Here is a 15,900-nt window from a genome sequence, read left to right on the forward strand (position 1 = left end):
CCCTGCTGGCGTAGCCGTGGCCACTACTGGAAGAGCTTTCATGATCGGGCAACCCACTAACACCCATCGCGCAATTGCAACGCCCTCGGGCAAGGCATCGCAATCCGGCCTCTACGGCTGGATCGTCTTTGCCCTGAGCTTTGGCCTGCTGCTGTCGGACTACATGTCCCGCCAGGTACTGAACGCGGTATTCCCCCTGCTGAAGGCCGAGTGGTCGCTGAGTGACACCGAGCTCGGTGCGCTGGGCGGCATCGTGGCGCTGATGGTCGGCTTGCTGACGTTCCCGCTGTCGATCCTGGCGGACCGCTGGGGCCGGGTCAGGAGCCTGGTGCTGATGGCGGCGCTGTGGAGCCTGGCCACGCTGGGCTGCGCGCTGGCGAACAACTTCGGCGAGATGTTCATCGCGCGCCTGTGCGTGGGCATCGGCGAGGCGGCCTACGGCAGCGTCGGCATTGCCGTGGTGCTGTCGGTGTTTCCGCGCCACCTGCGGGCGAGCCTGAGTTCGGCCTTTATCGCCGGCGGCGCGTTCGGCTCCGTGCTGGGCATGGCGCTGGGCGGTGCGTTGTCGGCCCATTTCGGCTGGCGCTGGGCCTTTGCCGGCATGGCGCTGTTCGGGCTGGTGCTGGTGGCGGTGTTCCGCCTGGTCGTGACCGAACCGCGGCTGCAGGCCCGGCGCAAGGCGCTGGGCGAGGACGCCGAGACCGCATCGCGCGAGCCTGCCCTGGCCATGCGCCCGCTGCTCGCCGCGCTGTTCTCGGCGCGCTCGATCCTCTGCGCCTATGTCGGCAGCGCCATGCAACTGCTGGTGATGGGCGCCCTGATCACCTGGATGCCGAGCTACCTGGCGCGCTACTACGGCATGGCCACCGATCGCGCCGGCGTGGTCGCGGCGGGCTTCGTGCTGGCCGGCGGCGTCGGCATGGTGCTGTGCGGGGCGATGACCGACTGGATCGCCCGCCAGGCGCCTTGCCGCAAGTGGGCGGTCGCGGTGACCTACAGCCTGATCTGCTGCGGCCTGCTGCTGACGGCGTTCCGGCTCCCCGCGGGCAGCCTGCAACTGGCGCTGATCGGTGCGGGCATGCTGTTTGTCGGCGGCACCGCCGGCCCCGCCAGCGCCGCGGTCGCCAACCTGACGCGCCCGGCCATCCATGCCACCGCCTTTGCCACGCTCACGCTGGCCAACAACCTGCTGGGCCTGGCGCCCGGGCCCTTCGTCACCGGCCTGCTCGCCGACCACATCGGCCTGCAAGGCGCATTGCAGTGGGTGCCGCTGGCGTCGCTGGTCGCCGCCGCCGCCTTCCTTGCCGGCCGCCGCTACTACGCAGCCGACCTGCGCCGCCTGGAGCGCCGGAACGAAGCCGCCGCTCCCGCAACTTCTCACTGATCTGGAACCATGAGCCTTACCCCTGACACCACCGTGCTGCTGGTCCCCGGCCTGCGCGACCACGTTGCCGAGCACTGGCAGACCCTGCTCCAGGCACAGCTGCCCAACGCGCGCTCGGTGCCGCCGCTCGAGCACGACAAGCTCAGCCGCGATGCCCGCGTTGCCGCGCTGGACGCCGCACTGGCCGAGATCGACGGTCCGGTCGTGCTGGTCGCGCACAGCGCCGGCGTCATGATCACCGTGCACTGGGCTGCGCATGCGGACACGCATGCGGCTGCAGAAAACCGCCGCAAGATCCGCGGCGCACTGCTGGCCACGCCCGCCGACCTGGAAACCCCCATGCCGGCCGGCTACCCTGACACCGCCACGCTGGCGCAGCACGGCTGGCTGCCCGTTCCCAGGAGCCCGCTGCCCTTCCCGACCATCCTCGCCGCTAGCCGCAACGATCCGCTGGCGACCTACCCGCGCGCCGCCGAAATGGCCAGCGACTGGGGCAGCAAGCTGGTCGACCTGGGCGAAGTCGGCCACCTCAATCCCGCCGCGGGCTACGGCCCATGGCCGCGCGCGACCGCGTTGATCGATGAGTTGCTGCGCGCCGGCTGATCCAGCGCATTGATTTGTAGTACCCGGCAATACCAAACGAGACGGAAATATCCGCATCCCAAAAACCAAAGGAAACAAGTGGAGAAACAATCCATGAAGATCAGGACCCTGGCTGCAGCCGCAGCGCTTGCCTGCTCGGGCAGCGCCCTCGCGCAGTCATCGACCGTCACGCTGTATGGCGTGGTGGACATCAACGTCGAATACGCCAACCATGTTGGCGCGGTGCCGGTGGCGAGCAACCAGTTCAACCGCGGCCCGGCAAACGACGTGTACCGCATGAACTCGGGTGGCATCTCCGGCTCGCGCTGGGGCATGCGCGGCACCGAGGATCTCGGCGGCGGCCTGAAAGGGCTGTTCGTGCTGGAAAGCGGCTTTAACCTCGATACCGGCACGATGCAGCAAAGCAACCGCCTGTTCGGCCGCCAGGCCTTCGTCGGCCTGCAGAAGGCAGGCATCGGCCAGATCAGCCTGGGCCGCCAGTACACCTCGATGTTCGAGGCGCTGGCGAACTTCTCGCCGGCGGCCTACGCCACCCAGTACGAGCCGGTGGTGCTGCAGTCCGGCCCGAACTTCCGCGCCGACAACACCGTCAAGTACACCGGGCAGTTCGGCCCGGTCACCGCGCTGGCGCACTGGTCCTTCGGCACCGGCCTGGCCCTGCCGGCGACCGTGGGCATTGCCACGCCGATCGGCGGCAACGGCGAAGTGCCCGGGCAGTTCCGGCGCGACACCGCGTGGGGCGCCGCGGTGGCCTACCAGGGCGGCCCGTTCGGCGTGACCGTCGGCTACGACCAGTGGAACCCGACCATCGGCACCAGCAACGGCGAGGTCAAGAAGGCCGTGGTCGGCGCGAGCTATTCGTATGGCCCGGCAAAGATCATGGGCGGCTATCGCTGGGGCCAGAACAAGAACGCCGCGGACGTGGTGATCCAGCGCGACGATTTCTACTGGATCGGCGGCACCTACCAGGTCACCCCGGCCATCGGCCTGACGCTCGAATACGCCTACGACAACGTCAAGACCCTGTATGGCGATACCCATGTCCCCAACCCGTGGCAGGTCGCCTTCATCGCCAACTACGCGTTCTCCAAGCGCACCGACGTGTACCTGACCACGGCCTACGCCAAGAATGCCGGCCTGATGATGGAATCGCTGGCTACGGTCTACGCCAACAGCCTGTCGCTGGGCAACAGCTACGCGCTGGCCAACGGGCAGAGCAACATGTTCGGCGCGGCAGTGGGCATCCGCCACAAGTTCTGACAACGCGTCTCGCGGCATCGATCCCGCAAGCGATGCTCTTTGCGGCCGCCCGGTCTTTCCGGGACGGCCGATTTTTTTTGGGACGGTGGAAATGCGGCGTGCGCCAGGCGCACGCCGCCGCTATCGGCGCAGGAAGCCGTGGACGATGCCGGCCGCATGCTCCGGCCCGGTCACCAGGAAGAGGTGGCCATCATCGACCATCTGCAGCGTCGAGCCAGGGATGCGGGCGGCCAGGATCCTGGCATTGACCGCGGGAACGATCGGATCGTCGGTGCCGTGCATGACCAGCGTGGGCTGGCGCAGCGAGCCCAGCCACGGCAGGCTGCTCCAGCCCCATGCCGCGAGCAGCTGGTAAAGATAGCCGCGCCCGGCCGGCGGCTGCATGTGCTGGCCGTGTTCGTCGAGCAGGGAAGGATCACGTCGAAAAGCGCCGCCGTAGAGGTCGGCGCCGACGCGGCGCAGGTATTGCGGGTCGGTATAGCGGCGCACGCCGATCATCCTGGCAAGCACCGACAGGCGGCCCGGCACCATGATCACGCCGGGCGACGTGGCCGCCAGCACCAGGCGCCGGCACCGCGACGAATAAAGACGGGCGAACTCCTGCGCCAGCGCCCCGCCCCACGACACCCCCAGCGCATCGACCTGGCCCGTATAGCCGAGATACGACAGCAGGCGGTCGGCGAGCACGCAAAGACTGGAAAAACGGTACGGCACCATCGGCGCGGGCGAGCCGCCGGCGCCGGGAACGTCGAATAGAATGACTTCGATGCCCGGCAGGGCATCGACAAAGGGGGCGAGCAGTTCGAGATTGGCGCCGATGCCGTTGAATATCAGCAGCGGCGGTCCGGCATCGCTGCCGGGCCGGATGCCGGCACGCACGACCTGGCCGTCCAGGTCCACGGTCAGCACCTGCAGCTTTTGGCCGGCATGCGTGCCGGTGTCTGTTGTTGTCATCAGCTTGTCCTGGAGAGTTTGCGCACGGGCATGGCCGGCGCGCGGCCATGCCCGCCGCAATTTATTGCTTCGGGCGCAGAATCCCCTTCACCTCCTCGACGTTCTCGGCAAGGCGGCGTCCGACCACGGAAATGCTGTCCGCCTGCGCCTTGTACAGCGTGTCGGTCAGGCCGCGCACGCCGGCAACGGCCTTCTGCAGCGAGCGCGGCAGGGCTTCCGCCAGCTTCACGGGCGCCTTGCCATCGACGGCCTGGCCGCCGCGCGACAGCGCCTGCAGATCGGCGGCGGCATCGCACAGGAACTCTGCCTGCTGGCGCACCAGCGATTGCAGGCCTCCGAGCAGCATGACGTTGACGCTGGCGAGCGCCTCGATGTCCTTGCGGCGCGATTCCAGGACCGCGGCCGGGTCCAGGCGGTTGTTGCGCACGAAGTCGAGCAGCTTCTTGTGCGGGGCTTGCGCGGCCGATGTGCCTGCGGTGTTGGTCGATTCCATATTGCTTTCTCCTGAAGGTTGGGTTGGGAAATTCAGATCGCGATGTTGGGTACTGCGATGTTGCGGTGTTGCGATGTTGCGGCGTCTCGCCATGCGCGCTACGCCTCGGTCACATAGCGGCCCGGCGCTTCGCCGCAGGGGGCGAAACGCAGGCTGCCGGGGGCCGCGGGCGCGTTGCGCTTCGGACCGGAGCGCTTCTTCAGCCACTGGGTCCAATGCTCCCACCACGAGCCCTGCTCGGCGGTGGCGCCGTCCAGCCAGGCTTCGGGGTTCGCATCGGGCGTGCCGCTGCGGAAATACTTCGACTTGGCATTGCCGGGCGGATTGACCAGGCTTTGCACGTGGCCGCTGGAACTCAGCACGAACTCGGTGCGCCCGCCGAACGCCTGCGCCGAGCGGTACACCGCCTTCCACGGCGTGATGTGGTCGGTCATGCCCGCCAGCACGTACTTGTCGCAGTCCACGTCGGACAGCGAAATGGCGTGGCCGAGCACCTGCAGCGCACCCGGCGTGGCGAGCTGGTTCAGCGTCAGCATGTCCAGGAACTGGCCATGCAGGCCGGCCGGCAGGCGCGTGGTGTCGTTGTTCCAGTAGAGGACGTCGAACGCGGGCGGCGCATTGCCGAGCAGGTAGTTGTTGACCCAGTAGTTCCACACCAGGTCGTTGGGCCGCAGCCACGCAAACACCCGGCCCAGCGCCTCGCCATCGAGCACGCCGCGCGACGCGCTGCCGTGCCGCGCCGCCGTGACCGCCTCGGGCGTGCTGAACAGCCCGAGCTGCGACTCGGCATCGAGGCCGAACACCGCCACCATCAGCGTGACGGCGTGCACGAGCTTCTCGCCACTGGCGGCGCAATAGCCCAGCAGCGCCGCCATCGTCATCGCGCCGGAGCAGGCGCCATGCACGTTGACATCGGCACTGCCGGTGATGTCGCGCATCGCATGGATCGCCTCGACCAGCGCGCCGACATAGGTATCGAGATTCCAGTCGCGCTGTGCCGCCGTGGGGTTGCGCCAGCTGACCACGAAGACCTGCAGTCCCTGGGCCAGCATGTACTCCACCATGCTCTTGCCAGGCGCAAGGTCGAACACGTAGAACTTGTTGACCTGCGGCGGCACGATCAGCTGGGGCCGCGCATGCACTTTCGCGGTGGTCGGGGCGTACTGGATCAGCTCCAGCACCTCATTGCGGAACACCACCGCGCCAGGCGTGGCAGCCAGGTTCGTGCCGACGCTGAACGCATCCTTGTCGACCTGTGCGGGCATGCCGCCGTTGGTCAGCACATCGCTGGCCAGGTTGATCATGCCGCTGACCAGGTTCATGCCGCACGACTCGAAGGTCTTGCGCAGCGCCGCCGGGTTGCCTGCCAGAGTGTTGGTCGGTGCCAGCGCGTCGGTCAGCAGCGACATGAAGTATTGCGCGCGATGCTTGCTGCGCGGATCCATCACCGAACGCCGCACCGTGCCCTCGAGCGCGTCGCGCCAGGCCTGGTAGCCCTGCAGCGACATGCGGAACAGCGGATGGTCGCGCCAGGCGTCGTCGCCGAACCGGCGGTCGCGCGCCGACGGCATCGGTGCCGAGCCGTCCAGCACGCTGACCAGGTCATGGGTGAGCTGCGCCTGCTGCTCGAGCACCAGTACCGGCTCCTGCACGCACTGCGCGCCGATCTGCTGGGCGGCCGTGATGAGATCCTCGGGACGGATCCCGACAAAGGGATTGGGTCCTGCCAGAAAATCGGTGGGCGCCTCCATGGTGGCTGCATTTGTCATACTGCTCTCCTGTCTCTTTCTTTCCTGCTTCTGCTTTTGCTTCCGCTGTTACCGTTTCACGCCATGACAAGCGCCAGGGCTTCGGCCACCATCGCCGGCTTGGCTTCGCCCTCGATCTCCATCGTGTTTTCCGTGCGCAGCAGCACGCGGCCGTCGCCCTTGTTGTCGGCCGACACCAGCCTGACGCGATTGCGCACGCGCGCCCCGGCCTTCACCGGCGCGAGGAAGCGCGTCTTCTCCACGCCATAGTTGACCGCGGCGCGCGCATCCGCCGGCACCACGCCCATGTCGACCAGCTTCCCTGCCAGCAGGGACAGCGTCAGGTAGCCGTGGGCGATGGTGCCGCCGAACGGGCTTTCGCGGCGCGCGCGCTCCACGTCGACGTGGATCCACTGGCTGTCGCCGGTGCATTGCGCGAATGCATCGATGCGCGCCTGGTCCACTTCCATCCACGCCGAAACGCCGAGTTCCTTGCCGACGAATGCGCCGAGCGTGCCCATGCTGTAACCTTCGATTGCCATATGCCTCCTTGCTTGCTTTGGCGTCCGTGCATGCCGACCGTGTCGGCGCACGCATGTTTGTACTGCCGCATCGTAGTGGCGCGGCGCGCAAACACGGCTACCAAAACCGGCCCATTTGCTGACAATGCTTGCCGCTTTGCAGGGCCGTGGCACGGCGTGCGCGCAATGCGCTTCCGCGGGCGCACCGAATGGCAGGATTTGTCAGTCGCGCGGCCGGCATTGCCAGCACCGTTGCTGCGCTAAGGCGTGCGGCGGTACGTGTTTGGCGTGCTGCCGGTCCAGTGCCGGAAGGCGCGGTGGAAGGCAGTCGGATTGTCGAAACCCACGTCGAAGGCAATGGCCGTGATCGCGTCATCGGAGCGCGTCAGGCGCTGGATGGCAATGTCGCGCCGCACGCCGTCCTTGATCGCCTGGAAGGTGGTGCCCTCCGCGGACAGCCGGCGGCAGAGCGTGCGCACCGAGCAGTGCAGCGCCGCCGCCACGGCTTCGATGGTCGGCGCTACCGGCAGGCAATCCGCCACGTACTGCCTGACGCGATGACAGGTCATGGGCTCGGCAAACGTGACAAAGATCCAGTCCTCGGGCGCGCGTGCCAGGAATTTCTCAAGGTCGGACTTGCGTTGCCGCACCGGCATGTCGAGGAATGCCGCGTCGAAGGCAATGCCGCCGCGCTCGCAGCCGAAATGCACCGGGCCGGGAAACAGGTAGAGATGGTCACTCGCCTGCGCGGGGCGCGCTGACGGCAGCTGCACCGCCTGCAGCGGGATCTTGTGGCGGATCAGCCATGACGCCACGCCATGCACCAGCTTCAGCATCAGCTCGCGTGCCATCGGGCCCACGGCCGGACCGGCTGCAGCCTCCACCAGTTCCACATGCGCGGCACTGCCTTCGCGCCGCGACTCCACGCGGAACTCATCCAGCAGCAGCCGGAAGAACTGCCCGAAGCGATGCAGCGCGACTTCGAGCCGTGGCGCATCCAGCAAGCTCAGGCACAGGTACTTGAGCGTGCCGTTGCGCAGCGGACGGCTGAAGATGCCGGGCATCTCATCGTCGAGCTCGTGCGCCAGCAGCCGGTACAAGGTCGAGAACTGCTCCTGCGTCACGCGTGCCGCGGGCTCGTCCATCAGCTCCGTGGCAATGCCGGAACGCGCCGCCAGCTGCGCGATCAGCGCAGGATCGGCACCGGGCAGGAAGCCATGGACGAAGGAAACCGGGACGGTGGGGGACAGGCAATTCACTTGAAAAACCGGCATCGGATGCCGCGGGTGGGAGACGAAAATACGGCGCGTCTGCGCCATCGCCCCGACACTGTGCAACGTTGCCCCGGCCGCGCACATCGTGTTTTCCCTGACTGTCCCGAAATGTCAAGCGATCGTCCCGGATCGTCAAATTGCTTCATGCCGTTCGCCGATACTTCAGGCCATCGAATGACGATGAAAACAGGCCGACGGAACGCGAACCAGCAGGTTCTGCCCGGACCGCCTGCCGACAACACCCAGGAGCAACAGCATGCAATTCCTCGACGATTCCCTGCACCCCGAGAACATGGACAAGGTGGTCATCACCGTGGCGCCGTACGGTCCGGAATGGATGCCGGCAGATTTCCCGGAAGACATCCCCGTGACCATGGAAGAGCAGGTGCAGAAGGCCGTCGACTGCTATAACGCCGGCGCCACCGTGCTGCACCTGCACGTGCGCGAACTGGATGGCAAGGGTTCCAAGCGCCTGTCGAAGTTCAACGAGCTGATCGCCGGCGTGCGCGCAGCCGTGCCCGACATGATCATCCAGGTCGGCGGCTCGATCTCGTTCGCGCCGGAAGACGACGGCCAGGCCGCCAAGTGGCTGTCGGACGACACCCGCCACATGCTGGCCGAACTGGACCCGAAGCCGGACCAGGTCACCGTGGCGATCAACACCACGCAGATGAACATCATGGAGCTGCTGTACCCGGAATACACCGCGGGTACCTCGCTGTCCCATCCGGCCTACGTCGAAGCTTATCGCGAAATGACCGTGCCGGCCGGCCCGGGCTGGGTGGAAGAGCACCTGCGCCGCTTGAGCAACGCTGGCGTCCAGCCGCACTTCCAGCTGACCGGCATGCACGCCCTCGAAACCCTCGAGCGGATGGTGCGCGCCGGCAAGTACATGGGCCCGCTGAACCTGACCTGGATCGGCATCGGCGGCGGCTTCGACGGTCCCAACCCGTTCAACTTCTTCAACTTCATCCACCGCGCGCCCAACGGCTGCACGCTGACCGCCGAGTCGCTGCTGAAGAACGTGCTGCCGTTCAACATGATGGCGATGGCGATGGGCCTGCACCCGCGCTGCGGCATCGAGGACACGATCATCGACCAGCACGGCAACCGCATGACCTCGGTGCAGCAGATCGAGCAATGCGTGCGGGTGGCCAAGGAACTGGGCCGCGAGATCGCCTCGGGCAAGGAAGCGCGCGAGATCTACCGCATCGGCACCTGGTACGACAGCGCCGAGGAAACCCTTGCGGCGCACGGCATGGCGCCCAACCGCAAGCCCGGGCAGAAGAACCTGCCGGTGCGCGCCTGACGCGCATCGCCCGGCCGCGGGGCGTCCCGCCCCGGCCGGGCATCGGCGCCCCACGCGCCTGCCCGAACCACAACACCGCTGAAGCCATGAATCCTGCCCCCGCCGTCGCCAATCCGTGCCTCAACATCTGCCGCCTGGACGTGGCCGGGAAGTATTGCCAGGGCTGCGGCAGGACCCCGCTGGAAATCGGCACCTGGGACCGGATGACCGAGGCCCGACGCGCCGAGGTGCTGGCCGAGCTGCCCGCCCGCCAGCCCTGGCGCCGCGCGCAAGCCGCGTCCGCCCCCTGATTCCCCTCGCCCGCCGCCAGGCACGCATGCGGCGGCGGGCGCCATCAAGCTGCTGCCATGACCCACCCCACGACGCTTACGGTCGATGCCTACTTCGACCTGATCTGCCCCTGGTGCATGATCGGCAAGAAGCACCTCGAAACCGCCATTGAATGGCTCGCCCGGGAGTACCCGAAAGTTGCCGTCCGGGTCGCCTGGCACTCTTATCCGCTGATCCCGACCACGCCACCGGAGGGCAGGCCCTACCGCGAGTTCTACCTCGCGCGGCTGGGAGGCCCCGAGGCCATGGCCGCGCGCCAGGCGCAAGTCTGCGCTGCCGCGCGCGAAGCCGGCATCACGCTGGCGCTGGATCGCATCGAGACCTTTCCCAGCACGCTGCTGGCCCACCGGCTGGTCCGCCACGCCGTCAGGCAAGCCGGCCCCGAGGCCGCTTCGGCGCTGCTGGACGAGCTGTTCACGCGCTACTTCATCCGCGCCGAGAACATCGGCGATCCGCAAGTCCTGCGGCGCGCCGCGGCAGCCTGCGGCATCGCACTGCCTGACGCAGGCGCCGACGGCGACCTGCCCGATCTGGACTGGCTGCCCCCGCTGCACGACCCGGACGCCCCGCCGCTGCGCACCGGCTTCGGCGTGCCGCATGTGGTGTTCAACGGCACGCACAGCGTGTCGGGCGCCCGGCCGCCTTCGGTGCTGGTCGAAGCCATGCAGCGGGCCCTTGCGCGCGCGAAGCAGCGCGCCACGCTCGCTGCCGGCTGAAGCTCCCCCGCCGGTATTCAAACCGGCGCGCGCCCCCATCTCTTCAACCTGAGCCCATGACCATCCCGACAAGAAGGCTGGCATGGGCAAGTTTCATCTCATATCTTTAAACGGAGACAACCATGCCAACCCGCCCCACCCTGTTCCGTCCCCGCCACGCCGCGGTTGCCGCCATGCTGGCACTGGCGATGCCGGCCGCGATGGCCTGGACCAGCAAGCCCGTGCGCATGCTGGTGCCGGCGCCTGCCGGCGGCACCATGGACGTGATCGCACGCCTGCTGGCCGACCAGCTTTCGGCCGACCTCGGCACGCCCGTGGTGGTCGACAACAAGCCGGGCGCCGGCGGCGGCATCGCGATTAGCGCGATGCTGGCCGCGCCGCCCGACGGCCAGACCATCATGGTGACCGCGACCAACGTGCTGACCGAAGTGCCGCACGTGCTGAAGACCCCCTACAACACCATGAAGGACATCCGCCCGCTGGCCGCCGTGGCCCGCTCGCGGCTGCTGCTGGTGGGCTCGCCGACGCTGCCCGCCAAGGACTTCAACGGCCTGGTGAGCTACGCGCGTGCCAACCCCGGCAAGCTCAGCTTCGCTTCCTACAGCGCCGGCACCGCTTCGCACTACGCGGGCGTGATCGTGAACCAGAAGTCCGGCATGGACCTGCAGCACGTGCCGTTCGCCGGCTCGGCGCCAGCGCTGGCCCAGGTGATGGGCGGCCAGATCGCCGTGATGTACGACGGCATGGTGACGTCGCTGCCGATGATCAAGGCGGGCAAGCTGCAGCCGTACGCCGTGGCATCGAAGAACCGCTCGCCGCTGCTGCCGCAGGTGCCGACCTTCGCCGAACTGGGCTATCCCGATGTGGAGTTCAGCAACTGGGTTGGCGTGATCGCCTCCGCGCGCGTGCCGGTCGAGCTGGCGCAGAAGATCCAGACCGCGACCTACAAGGCCGCGGCGACGCCCAAGGTGCAGGAGCGGATGCAGGCGCTGAGCTATGAGCCGATGCAGCCACAGTCGCTGCAGCAGCTCGGGCAGTCGCTGCACGAAGAGTTCGAGCGCAACGGCGCGATTGTGAAGGCGTTCAATATCCAGCCTTGATCGGGCGCTTTTGTTCCACTGGTTTGCTTCCCTTTCCCATAAATGGGAGAGGGGAGTAAGCACTGCCGGCACCAGGCTTCGTCGCACCCACACGCCTCCCTCGGGAGGCGTTTCTCATGTGTGCCGAGCATGCCCAACAGCTCGGGGGTGCAGGTCCCCTATCCAACCTGATGGTGGTGAAGGATTAGCGAAGCGCAAGGGCTCCACCATGAGGTGGGGTCTGAAGGAAGCGTGGAGCAAAGCCACGACCTGACGAACAGAAATCAGATACGAGGCCTGGTCGCACTGGGCTGGGCAACTTCGGCTTCAGTGAGTGGCCAAGCGTGCTGCGCGATCTCGAGTGCTGGCTGCGCCGGCGCTTGCGCTGCTTCCTCCGCTTGCGCGAGAGAGGGTGAGGGCAGGCGCATGGCAAGCATCGCTGCCGGCACCAGGCTTCGTCAGCCCCCCGCACGCCTTTCTCGGGAGGCGTTTCTACTTGCCGGCGAAAGCGCGTCGCCCTTTCGCAAGCTCAACAAAAAAAAAGCGCCAGTCCCCGCCCGAGGACTGGCGCCAAGCTCCTTACCTTCCCTTTCAGGCTACGTCTTCCCGCAGCTGCTTCTTGTTGATCTTGCCCACGCTGGTCTTCGGGATCGCCTCGACGAACGTGATGCGGTCGGCTTCAGGCACCGCGTACTTGCTGATGCGCTGCGATTCGACGTGGCCCAGCAGGTGCGCGCGGACCTGTTCCGCATTCACCTCCACGCCCGGCTTGCGTACCACGAACGCCATCGGCCGCTCGCCCCACCTGGCGTCGGGGACACCGATCACCGCGCATTCCAGCACGCCTGGCACTTCGGTGATCAGATTCTCCACCTCGATCGACGACACCCACTCGCCGCCGGTCTTGATCACGTCCTTGATGCGGTCGACGATCTGCACGAAGCCGTCCTGCCCCATCACCGCGACGTCCTGCGTGTGCAGGTAGCCGCCGGCCCACAGGTCTTCCGATGCCGCCGGCTTGCCGAAGTACGCCTTGGTCAGGAACGGCGCACGCAGCACGATCTCGCCGCGGCTCTTGCCGTCGTGCGGCAGGTCCTGCATGTCTTCGCTGACGATGCGGTAGTCCACCAGCGTCACCGGGCGGCCGGTGGAGCAGCGCATGCGCACTTCTTCGGCACGGTCCTTCGGCACGCACCCGGGCGGCAGCTGCGCCAGCGACACGATCGGGCCGGTCTCCGACATGCCGTAGCCGGCGAAGATGTCGATGCCGCGATCCAGGGCCGCCTCGCACAGCGCGGGCGGCAACGCCGAGCCACCGATGATGATCTTCCAGCCCGACAGGTCCGGCTTGCCGTTGGCGGAGGCCTGCAGCAGCATCTGCAGGATGGTTGGCACGCAGTGCGAGAAAGTGACCTTCTCGGTCTCGCGCAATTTCAGCAGCTGGTCGGGCAGGTAGCGGCCCGGCAGCACCGTGCGCAGCCCGAGCATCACGGCGACATACGGGATGCCCCATGCCAGCACGTGGAACATCGGCGTGATCGGCATGTAGACATCTTCACGATGCATGCGCTGTCCTTCGCGCGGCGAGCACAGGCTCGTCGCCGACGCCAGCGTGTGCAGCACGATCTCGCGGTGGCTGTAGCAGACACCCTTCGGATCGCCGGTGGTGCCGGTGGTATAGAAGGTGGCGGCCTTGGTGTTCTCGTCGAAATCCGCGAACTCGAAGTCCGCGGGCGCATGCTCCAGCAGCGCCTCGTACTCGCCGGCGAACGGCACGCTGGACTTCGGCACGTCCTGGCCATCGGCCAGCAGCACGAAGCGCGGGTTGCCGGTGAGCTGCGGGCGGATCTGCTCGATCACCGGCAGGAAATCCGGGTGCACCAGCACGATCGCGGCGCCTGCATCGTTGAGCGTGTAGAGGATCTGCTGGGGCGACAGCCGCACATTGACGGTGAACAGCGTGGCGCCCATCATCGGTACGCCGAAATAGCATTCCAGGTAGCGGTGGCTGTCCCAGTCCATCACGGCCACGGTGCTGCCGTGGCGGATGTCCAGCGCAGCCAGCGCAGACGCCAGCTTGCCGATGCGGCGGCGGAAATCGCGGAAGGTGTAGCGCATTTCGCCGCGGTAGCTGATCTCCTGGTCGCCATAGAGGCTCAGGGCATTGGTCAGCAGCTGCTTGACCAGCAGCGGATAGGCGTAGGCCGACTTGGCCGGCGTGATCAGGTTGTCTTGCATGTTCATTCGCTCGAATCCAGGGTTCAGTACGGCCTGGTGCCGATGATGCCGGCCCGCTCCATCTTGCGGTGGCACGGCGGATAATCCATCACAGCATAGTGCTGCGTCGCGGTGTTGTCCCAGATCGCCACGCTGTCGGGCGCCCAGCGCCAGCGCACCTGGTACTCGGGGATGTACGCCTGGCTTACCAGGTAGCGCAGCAGGTCGGCGGCGCCCGGGTTGGCGTCCTGCCCGAAGCGCACGCGCGCGGCGGTGTGGTAGTTGGTGAAGTGCGTGGTGAAGGCGTTGACGTAAAGCACCTTCTCGCCGGTGTCCGGGTGCGTGCGCACCACCGGATGCTCGGCATCGGGATACTGCGCCTTCAGCGCCAGGCGCTTCTCGACCGGCATGGCGGCGCCGAAGCTCGCTTCGATGCTATGGCGCGCGCGCAGGTCGGCGATCTGCGTCTTGATGTGCTCGGGCAGCCGTTCGTAAGCCAGCGCCATGTTCGCCCACATGGTGTCGCCGCCAACCGGCGGGCATTCCACGCAGCGCAGCACCGCGCCGAACTGCGGCGCCTCGCGCCACGTAGTGTCGGAGTGCCAGGCGTTCTCGTAGCGGTCGTTGGGCTGGTCGGGCGTCTTGTAGATGCGCACCAGGCCGGGGTGTTCCGGGTCGCTGCCGGCCACCGGATGGTCTTCCAGTTCGCCGAAGCGGCTGGCGAAGGCGACATGCTCGGCCCGGCTGAACTTCTGGTCGCGCAGGAACAGCACGCGGTGCTGCAGCAGCAACGCGCGGATCTCGGCGAACAGGCCGTCGTCGCGCACGGCATCGGCCAGGTTGACGCCGCTCAGTTCGGCGCCCAGCGCGCAGGTGAGTTGTTGGACTCGCATGGCTTTTGGCTCCTCAGATGACAAAGATCGACGAACCGGTGGTCTTGCGCGACTCCAGGTCGATATGCGCCTGCACCGCGTCTTCGAGCGCGTAGCGCTGGTTGATCTCGATCCGGATGCGGCCGGAGCCGACATGATCGAACAGTTCCCCGGCCAGTTGCGCCTTCTCGGCCGGATCGAAGATGTAGTCGGCCAGCGCCGGACGGGTCAGGAACAGCGAGCCCTTCATCGCCAGCAGCACCGGGTCGAACGGCGGGATCGGGCCGGAGGCCGTGCCGACGCAGACCATGGTGCCGCGGCGGCGCAGCGAATCCAGCGAAGACGTGAAGGTGCTCTTGCCGACGCTGTCGAACACCACCGACACGCCGACGCCGTCGGTCAGTTCGCGCACGCGCTTGGCCACGTCTTCATGGCTGTAGTTGATGATGTGGTCGCAGCCATGGGCACGCGCCACTTCGGCCTTGGCCTCGCTCGACACCGTGCCGATCACGGTCAGTCCCAGCAGCTTGGCCCACTGCGAAACGATCAGGCCCACGCCGCCGGCTGCCGCGTGCAGCAGGATGGTTTCGCCCGGCTGGAACGCATGGATGCGGCGCATCAGGTACGCCGAAGTCAGGCCGCGCATGGTCATCGCCGCCGCGGTCTCGAAGCCGATGGTGTCGGGCAGCCGGATCAGCGGCGCCGCCGGCACCAGGCGCTCGGTGCTGTAGGCGCCCAGCGTGTTGATAAAGCCGGTATACGTGACGCGATCGCCCACGGCAACGTTGGTCACGCCCGGGCCGATGGCCTGCACCACGCCCGAGGCTTCCACGCCCATGCCGGACGGCAGCGGCACCGGGTAGGTGCCGTTGCGGAAATAGGTGTCGGCGTAGTTCAGGCCCACCGCCACGTGGCGGATGCGCACCTGTCCCGCGCCGGGCTCTCCCACCGCCGCGTCTTCGTAACGCAACACTTCGGGGCCGCCAGTCTCATACATGCGGACGATCTTTGCCATGCAGTTGTCTCCTTGGAACGTTGCGGCACCGATGTGTGCCGCGCATGCAGCCAATGTAGGTCGCCGCGGCCGCGGCAGCTTTGCAATAGGCTCCAGCGGCTTTGCATTTCATGCCAAGCCCGCCT

At 67.2% G+C, this 15,900-nt stretch carries 15 protein-coding genes; 7 read left to right on the forward strand and 8 right to left on the reverse strand.

Annotation, left to right across the window (positions count from 1 at the left end):
* Positions 1–40: 40 nt before the first annotated feature.
* From IPF36_RS29740 to IPF36_RS29750, 3 genes are all read left to right on the forward strand, one after another.
* The gene (locus IPF36_RS29740) at positions 41–1,384 is read left to right on the forward strand and encodes an MFS transporter (protein WP_195431813.1); all 1,344 of its coding nucleotides are present in this window, start codon (positions 41–43) and stop codon (positions 1,382–1,384) included.
* 9 nt (positions 1,385–1,393) lie between these two features.
* Positions 1,394–1,987 carry an alpha/beta hydrolase gene (locus tag IPF36_RS29745; protein WP_135702730.1) on the forward strand — a complete coding sequence of 198 codons (594 nt, stop codon included), beginning with the start codon at positions 1,394–1,396 and terminating at the stop codon, positions 1,985–1,987.
* Positions 1,988–2,080: 93 nt separating this feature from the next.
* Entirely contained in the window at positions 2,081–3,247 is a 1,167-nt protein-coding gene (locus IPF36_RS29750; protein WP_133094629.1) for a porin, read from the forward strand.
* A gap of 120 nt (positions 3,248–3,367) precedes the next feature.
* Here the strand turns inward: IPF36_RS29750 and phaZ are convergent, their stop codons facing one another.
* The 5 genes from phaZ to IPF36_RS29775 all read right to left on the reverse strand — a co-directional run bounded on the left by phaZ (position 3,368) and on the right by IPF36_RS29775 (position 8,222).
* Positions 3,368–4,201 (reverse strand): poly(3-hydroxyalkanoate) depolymerase, encoded by an 834-nt coding sequence (gene phaZ / locus IPF36_RS29755; protein ID WP_133094628.1) that lies wholly within the window; start codon positions 4,199–4,201, stop codon positions 3,368–3,370.
* A 61-nt stretch (positions 4,202–4,262) separates the two neighbouring features.
* On the reverse strand, positions 4,263–4,694 hold the full coding sequence (locus IPF36_RS29760) for a phasin family protein (protein ID WP_135702731.1): 432 nt from the start codon (positions 4,692–4,694) through the stop codon (positions 4,263–4,265).
* 98 nt (positions 4,695–4,792) lie between these two features.
* The gene (locus IPF36_RS29765; protein WP_133094626.1) at positions 4,793–6,463 is read right to left on the reverse strand and encodes an alpha/beta fold hydrolase; all 1,671 of its coding nucleotides are present in this window, start codon (positions 6,461–6,463) and stop codon (positions 4,793–4,795) included.
* A 56-nt stretch (positions 6,464–6,519) separates the two neighbouring features.
* Positions 6,520–6,984, reverse strand: a complete 465-nt coding sequence (locus IPF36_RS29770) for a MaoC family dehydratase (RefSeq protein ID WP_133094625.1) — start codon at positions 6,982–6,984, stop codon at positions 6,520–6,522.
* 239 nt (positions 6,985–7,223) lie between these two features.
* Positions 7,224–8,222, reverse strand: coding sequence for an AraC family transcriptional regulator (locus IPF36_RS29775; protein ID WP_240745797.1), 999 nt, complete (start codon positions 8,220–8,222; stop codon positions 7,224–7,226).
* 271 nt (positions 8,223–8,493) lie between these two features.
* Here IPF36_RS29775 and IPF36_RS29780 point away from each other — a divergent pair, with 271 nt between their 5' ends.
* From IPF36_RS29780 to IPF36_RS29795, 4 genes are all read left to right on the forward strand, one after another.
* Positions 8,494–9,546 (forward strand): 3-keto-5-aminohexanoate cleavage protein, encoded by a 1,053-nt coding sequence (locus IPF36_RS29780; protein WP_133094623.1) that lies wholly within the window; start codon positions 8,494–8,496, stop codon positions 9,544–9,546.
* 86 nt (positions 9,547–9,632) lie between these two features.
* The gene (locus IPF36_RS29785; protein WP_133094622.1) at positions 9,633–9,836 is read left to right on the forward strand and encodes a DUF1289 domain-containing protein; all 204 of its coding nucleotides are present in this window, start codon (positions 9,633–9,635) and stop codon (positions 9,834–9,836) included.
* Between the two features lie 57 nt (positions 9,837–9,893).
* On the forward strand, positions 9,894–10,592 hold the full coding sequence (locus IPF36_RS29790; RefSeq protein WP_133094621.1) for a DsbA family oxidoreductase: 699 nt from the start codon (positions 9,894–9,896) through the stop codon (positions 10,590–10,592).
* Positions 10,593–10,714: 122 nt separating this feature from the next.
* Complete coding sequence (locus tag IPF36_RS29795) at positions 10,715–11,692, forward strand: tripartite tricarboxylate transporter substrate binding protein (protein WP_133094620.1); 978 nt, start codon at positions 10,715–10,717, stop codon at positions 11,690–11,692.
* Positions 11,693–12,262: 570 nt separating this feature from the next.
* Here the strand turns inward: IPF36_RS29795 and IPF36_RS29800 are convergent.
* From IPF36_RS29800 to IPF36_RS29810, 3 genes are read right to left on the reverse strand one after another with little or no spacing between them, the layout of a single operon-like run.
* The gene (locus IPF36_RS29800; protein ID WP_195431832.1) at positions 12,263–13,909 is read right to left on the reverse strand and encodes a fatty acid--CoA ligase; all 1,647 of its coding nucleotides are present in this window, start codon (positions 13,907–13,909) and stop codon (positions 12,263–12,265) included.
* A gap of 23 nt (positions 13,910–13,932) precedes the next feature.
* The gene (locus IPF36_RS29805) at positions 13,933–14,781 is read right to left on the reverse strand and encodes a TauD/TfdA family dioxygenase (RefSeq protein WP_135702733.1); all 849 of its coding nucleotides are present in this window, start codon (positions 14,779–14,781) and stop codon (positions 13,933–13,935) included.
* 13 nt (positions 14,782–14,794) lie between these two features.
* A complete protein-coding gene (locus IPF36_RS29810; protein ID WP_133094618.1) occupies positions 14,795–15,775 on the reverse strand; it encodes a quinone oxidoreductase in 981 nt (326 codons plus the stop codon).
* Positions 15,776–15,900: the final 125 nt, after the last annotated feature.

This window comes from Cupriavidus sp. IK-TO18 (assembly GCF_015549295.1).
Taxonomy (GTDB): Bacteria; Pseudomonadota; Gammaproteobacteria; order Burkholderiales; family Burkholderiaceae; genus Cupriavidus; species Cupriavidus oxalaticus_A.

Coding starts and splice junctions, on each gene's coding strand:
- IPF36_RS29740 (WP_195431813.1), top strand. CDS start 41: ATGATCGGGCAACCCACTAACACCCATCGCGCAATTGCAACGCCCTCG.
- IPF36_RS29745 (WP_135702730.1), top strand. CDS start 1,394: ATGAGCCTTACCCCTGACACCACCGTGCTGCTGGTCCCCGGCCTGCGC.
- IPF36_RS29750 (WP_133094629.1), top strand. CDS start 2,081: ATGAAGATCAGGACCCTGGCTGCAGCCGCAGCGCTTGCCTGCTCGGGC.
- phaZ (WP_133094628.1), bottom strand. CDS start 4,201: ATGACAACAACAGACACCGGCACGCATGCCGGCCAAAAGCTGCAGGTG.
- IPF36_RS29760 (WP_135702731.1), bottom strand. CDS start 4,694: ATGGAATCGACCAACACCGCAGGCACATCGGCCGCGCAAGCCCCGCAC.
- IPF36_RS29765 (WP_133094626.1), bottom strand. CDS start 6,463: ATGACAAATGCAGCCACCATGGAGGCGCCCACCGATTTTCTGGCAGGA.
- IPF36_RS29770 (WP_133094625.1), bottom strand. CDS start 6,984: ATGGCAATCGAAGGTTACAGCATGGGCACGCTCGGCGCATTCGTCGGC.
- IPF36_RS29780 (WP_133094623.1), top strand. CDS start 8,494: ATGCAATTCCTCGACGATTCCCTGCACCCCGAGAACATGGACAAGGTG.
- IPF36_RS29785 (WP_133094622.1), top strand. CDS start 9,633: ATGAATCCTGCCCCCGCCGTCGCCAATCCGTGCCTCAACATCTGCCGC.
- IPF36_RS29790 (WP_133094621.1), top strand. CDS start 9,894: ATGACCCACCCCACGACGCTTACGGTCGATGCCTACTTCGACCTGATC.
- IPF36_RS29795 (WP_133094620.1), top strand. CDS start 10,715: ATGCCAACCCGCCCCACCCTGTTCCGTCCCCGCCACGCCGCGGTTGCC.
- IPF36_RS29800 (WP_195431832.1), bottom strand. CDS start 13,909: ATGCAAGACAACCTGATCACGCCGGCCAAGTCGGCCTACGCCTATCCG.
- IPF36_RS29805 (WP_135702733.1), bottom strand. CDS start 14,781: ATGCGAGTCCAACAACTCACCTGCGCGCTGGGCGCCGAACTGAGCGGC.
- IPF36_RS29810 (WP_133094618.1), bottom strand. CDS start 15,775: ATGGCAAAGATCGTCCGCATGTATGAGACTGGCGGCCCCGAAGTGTTG.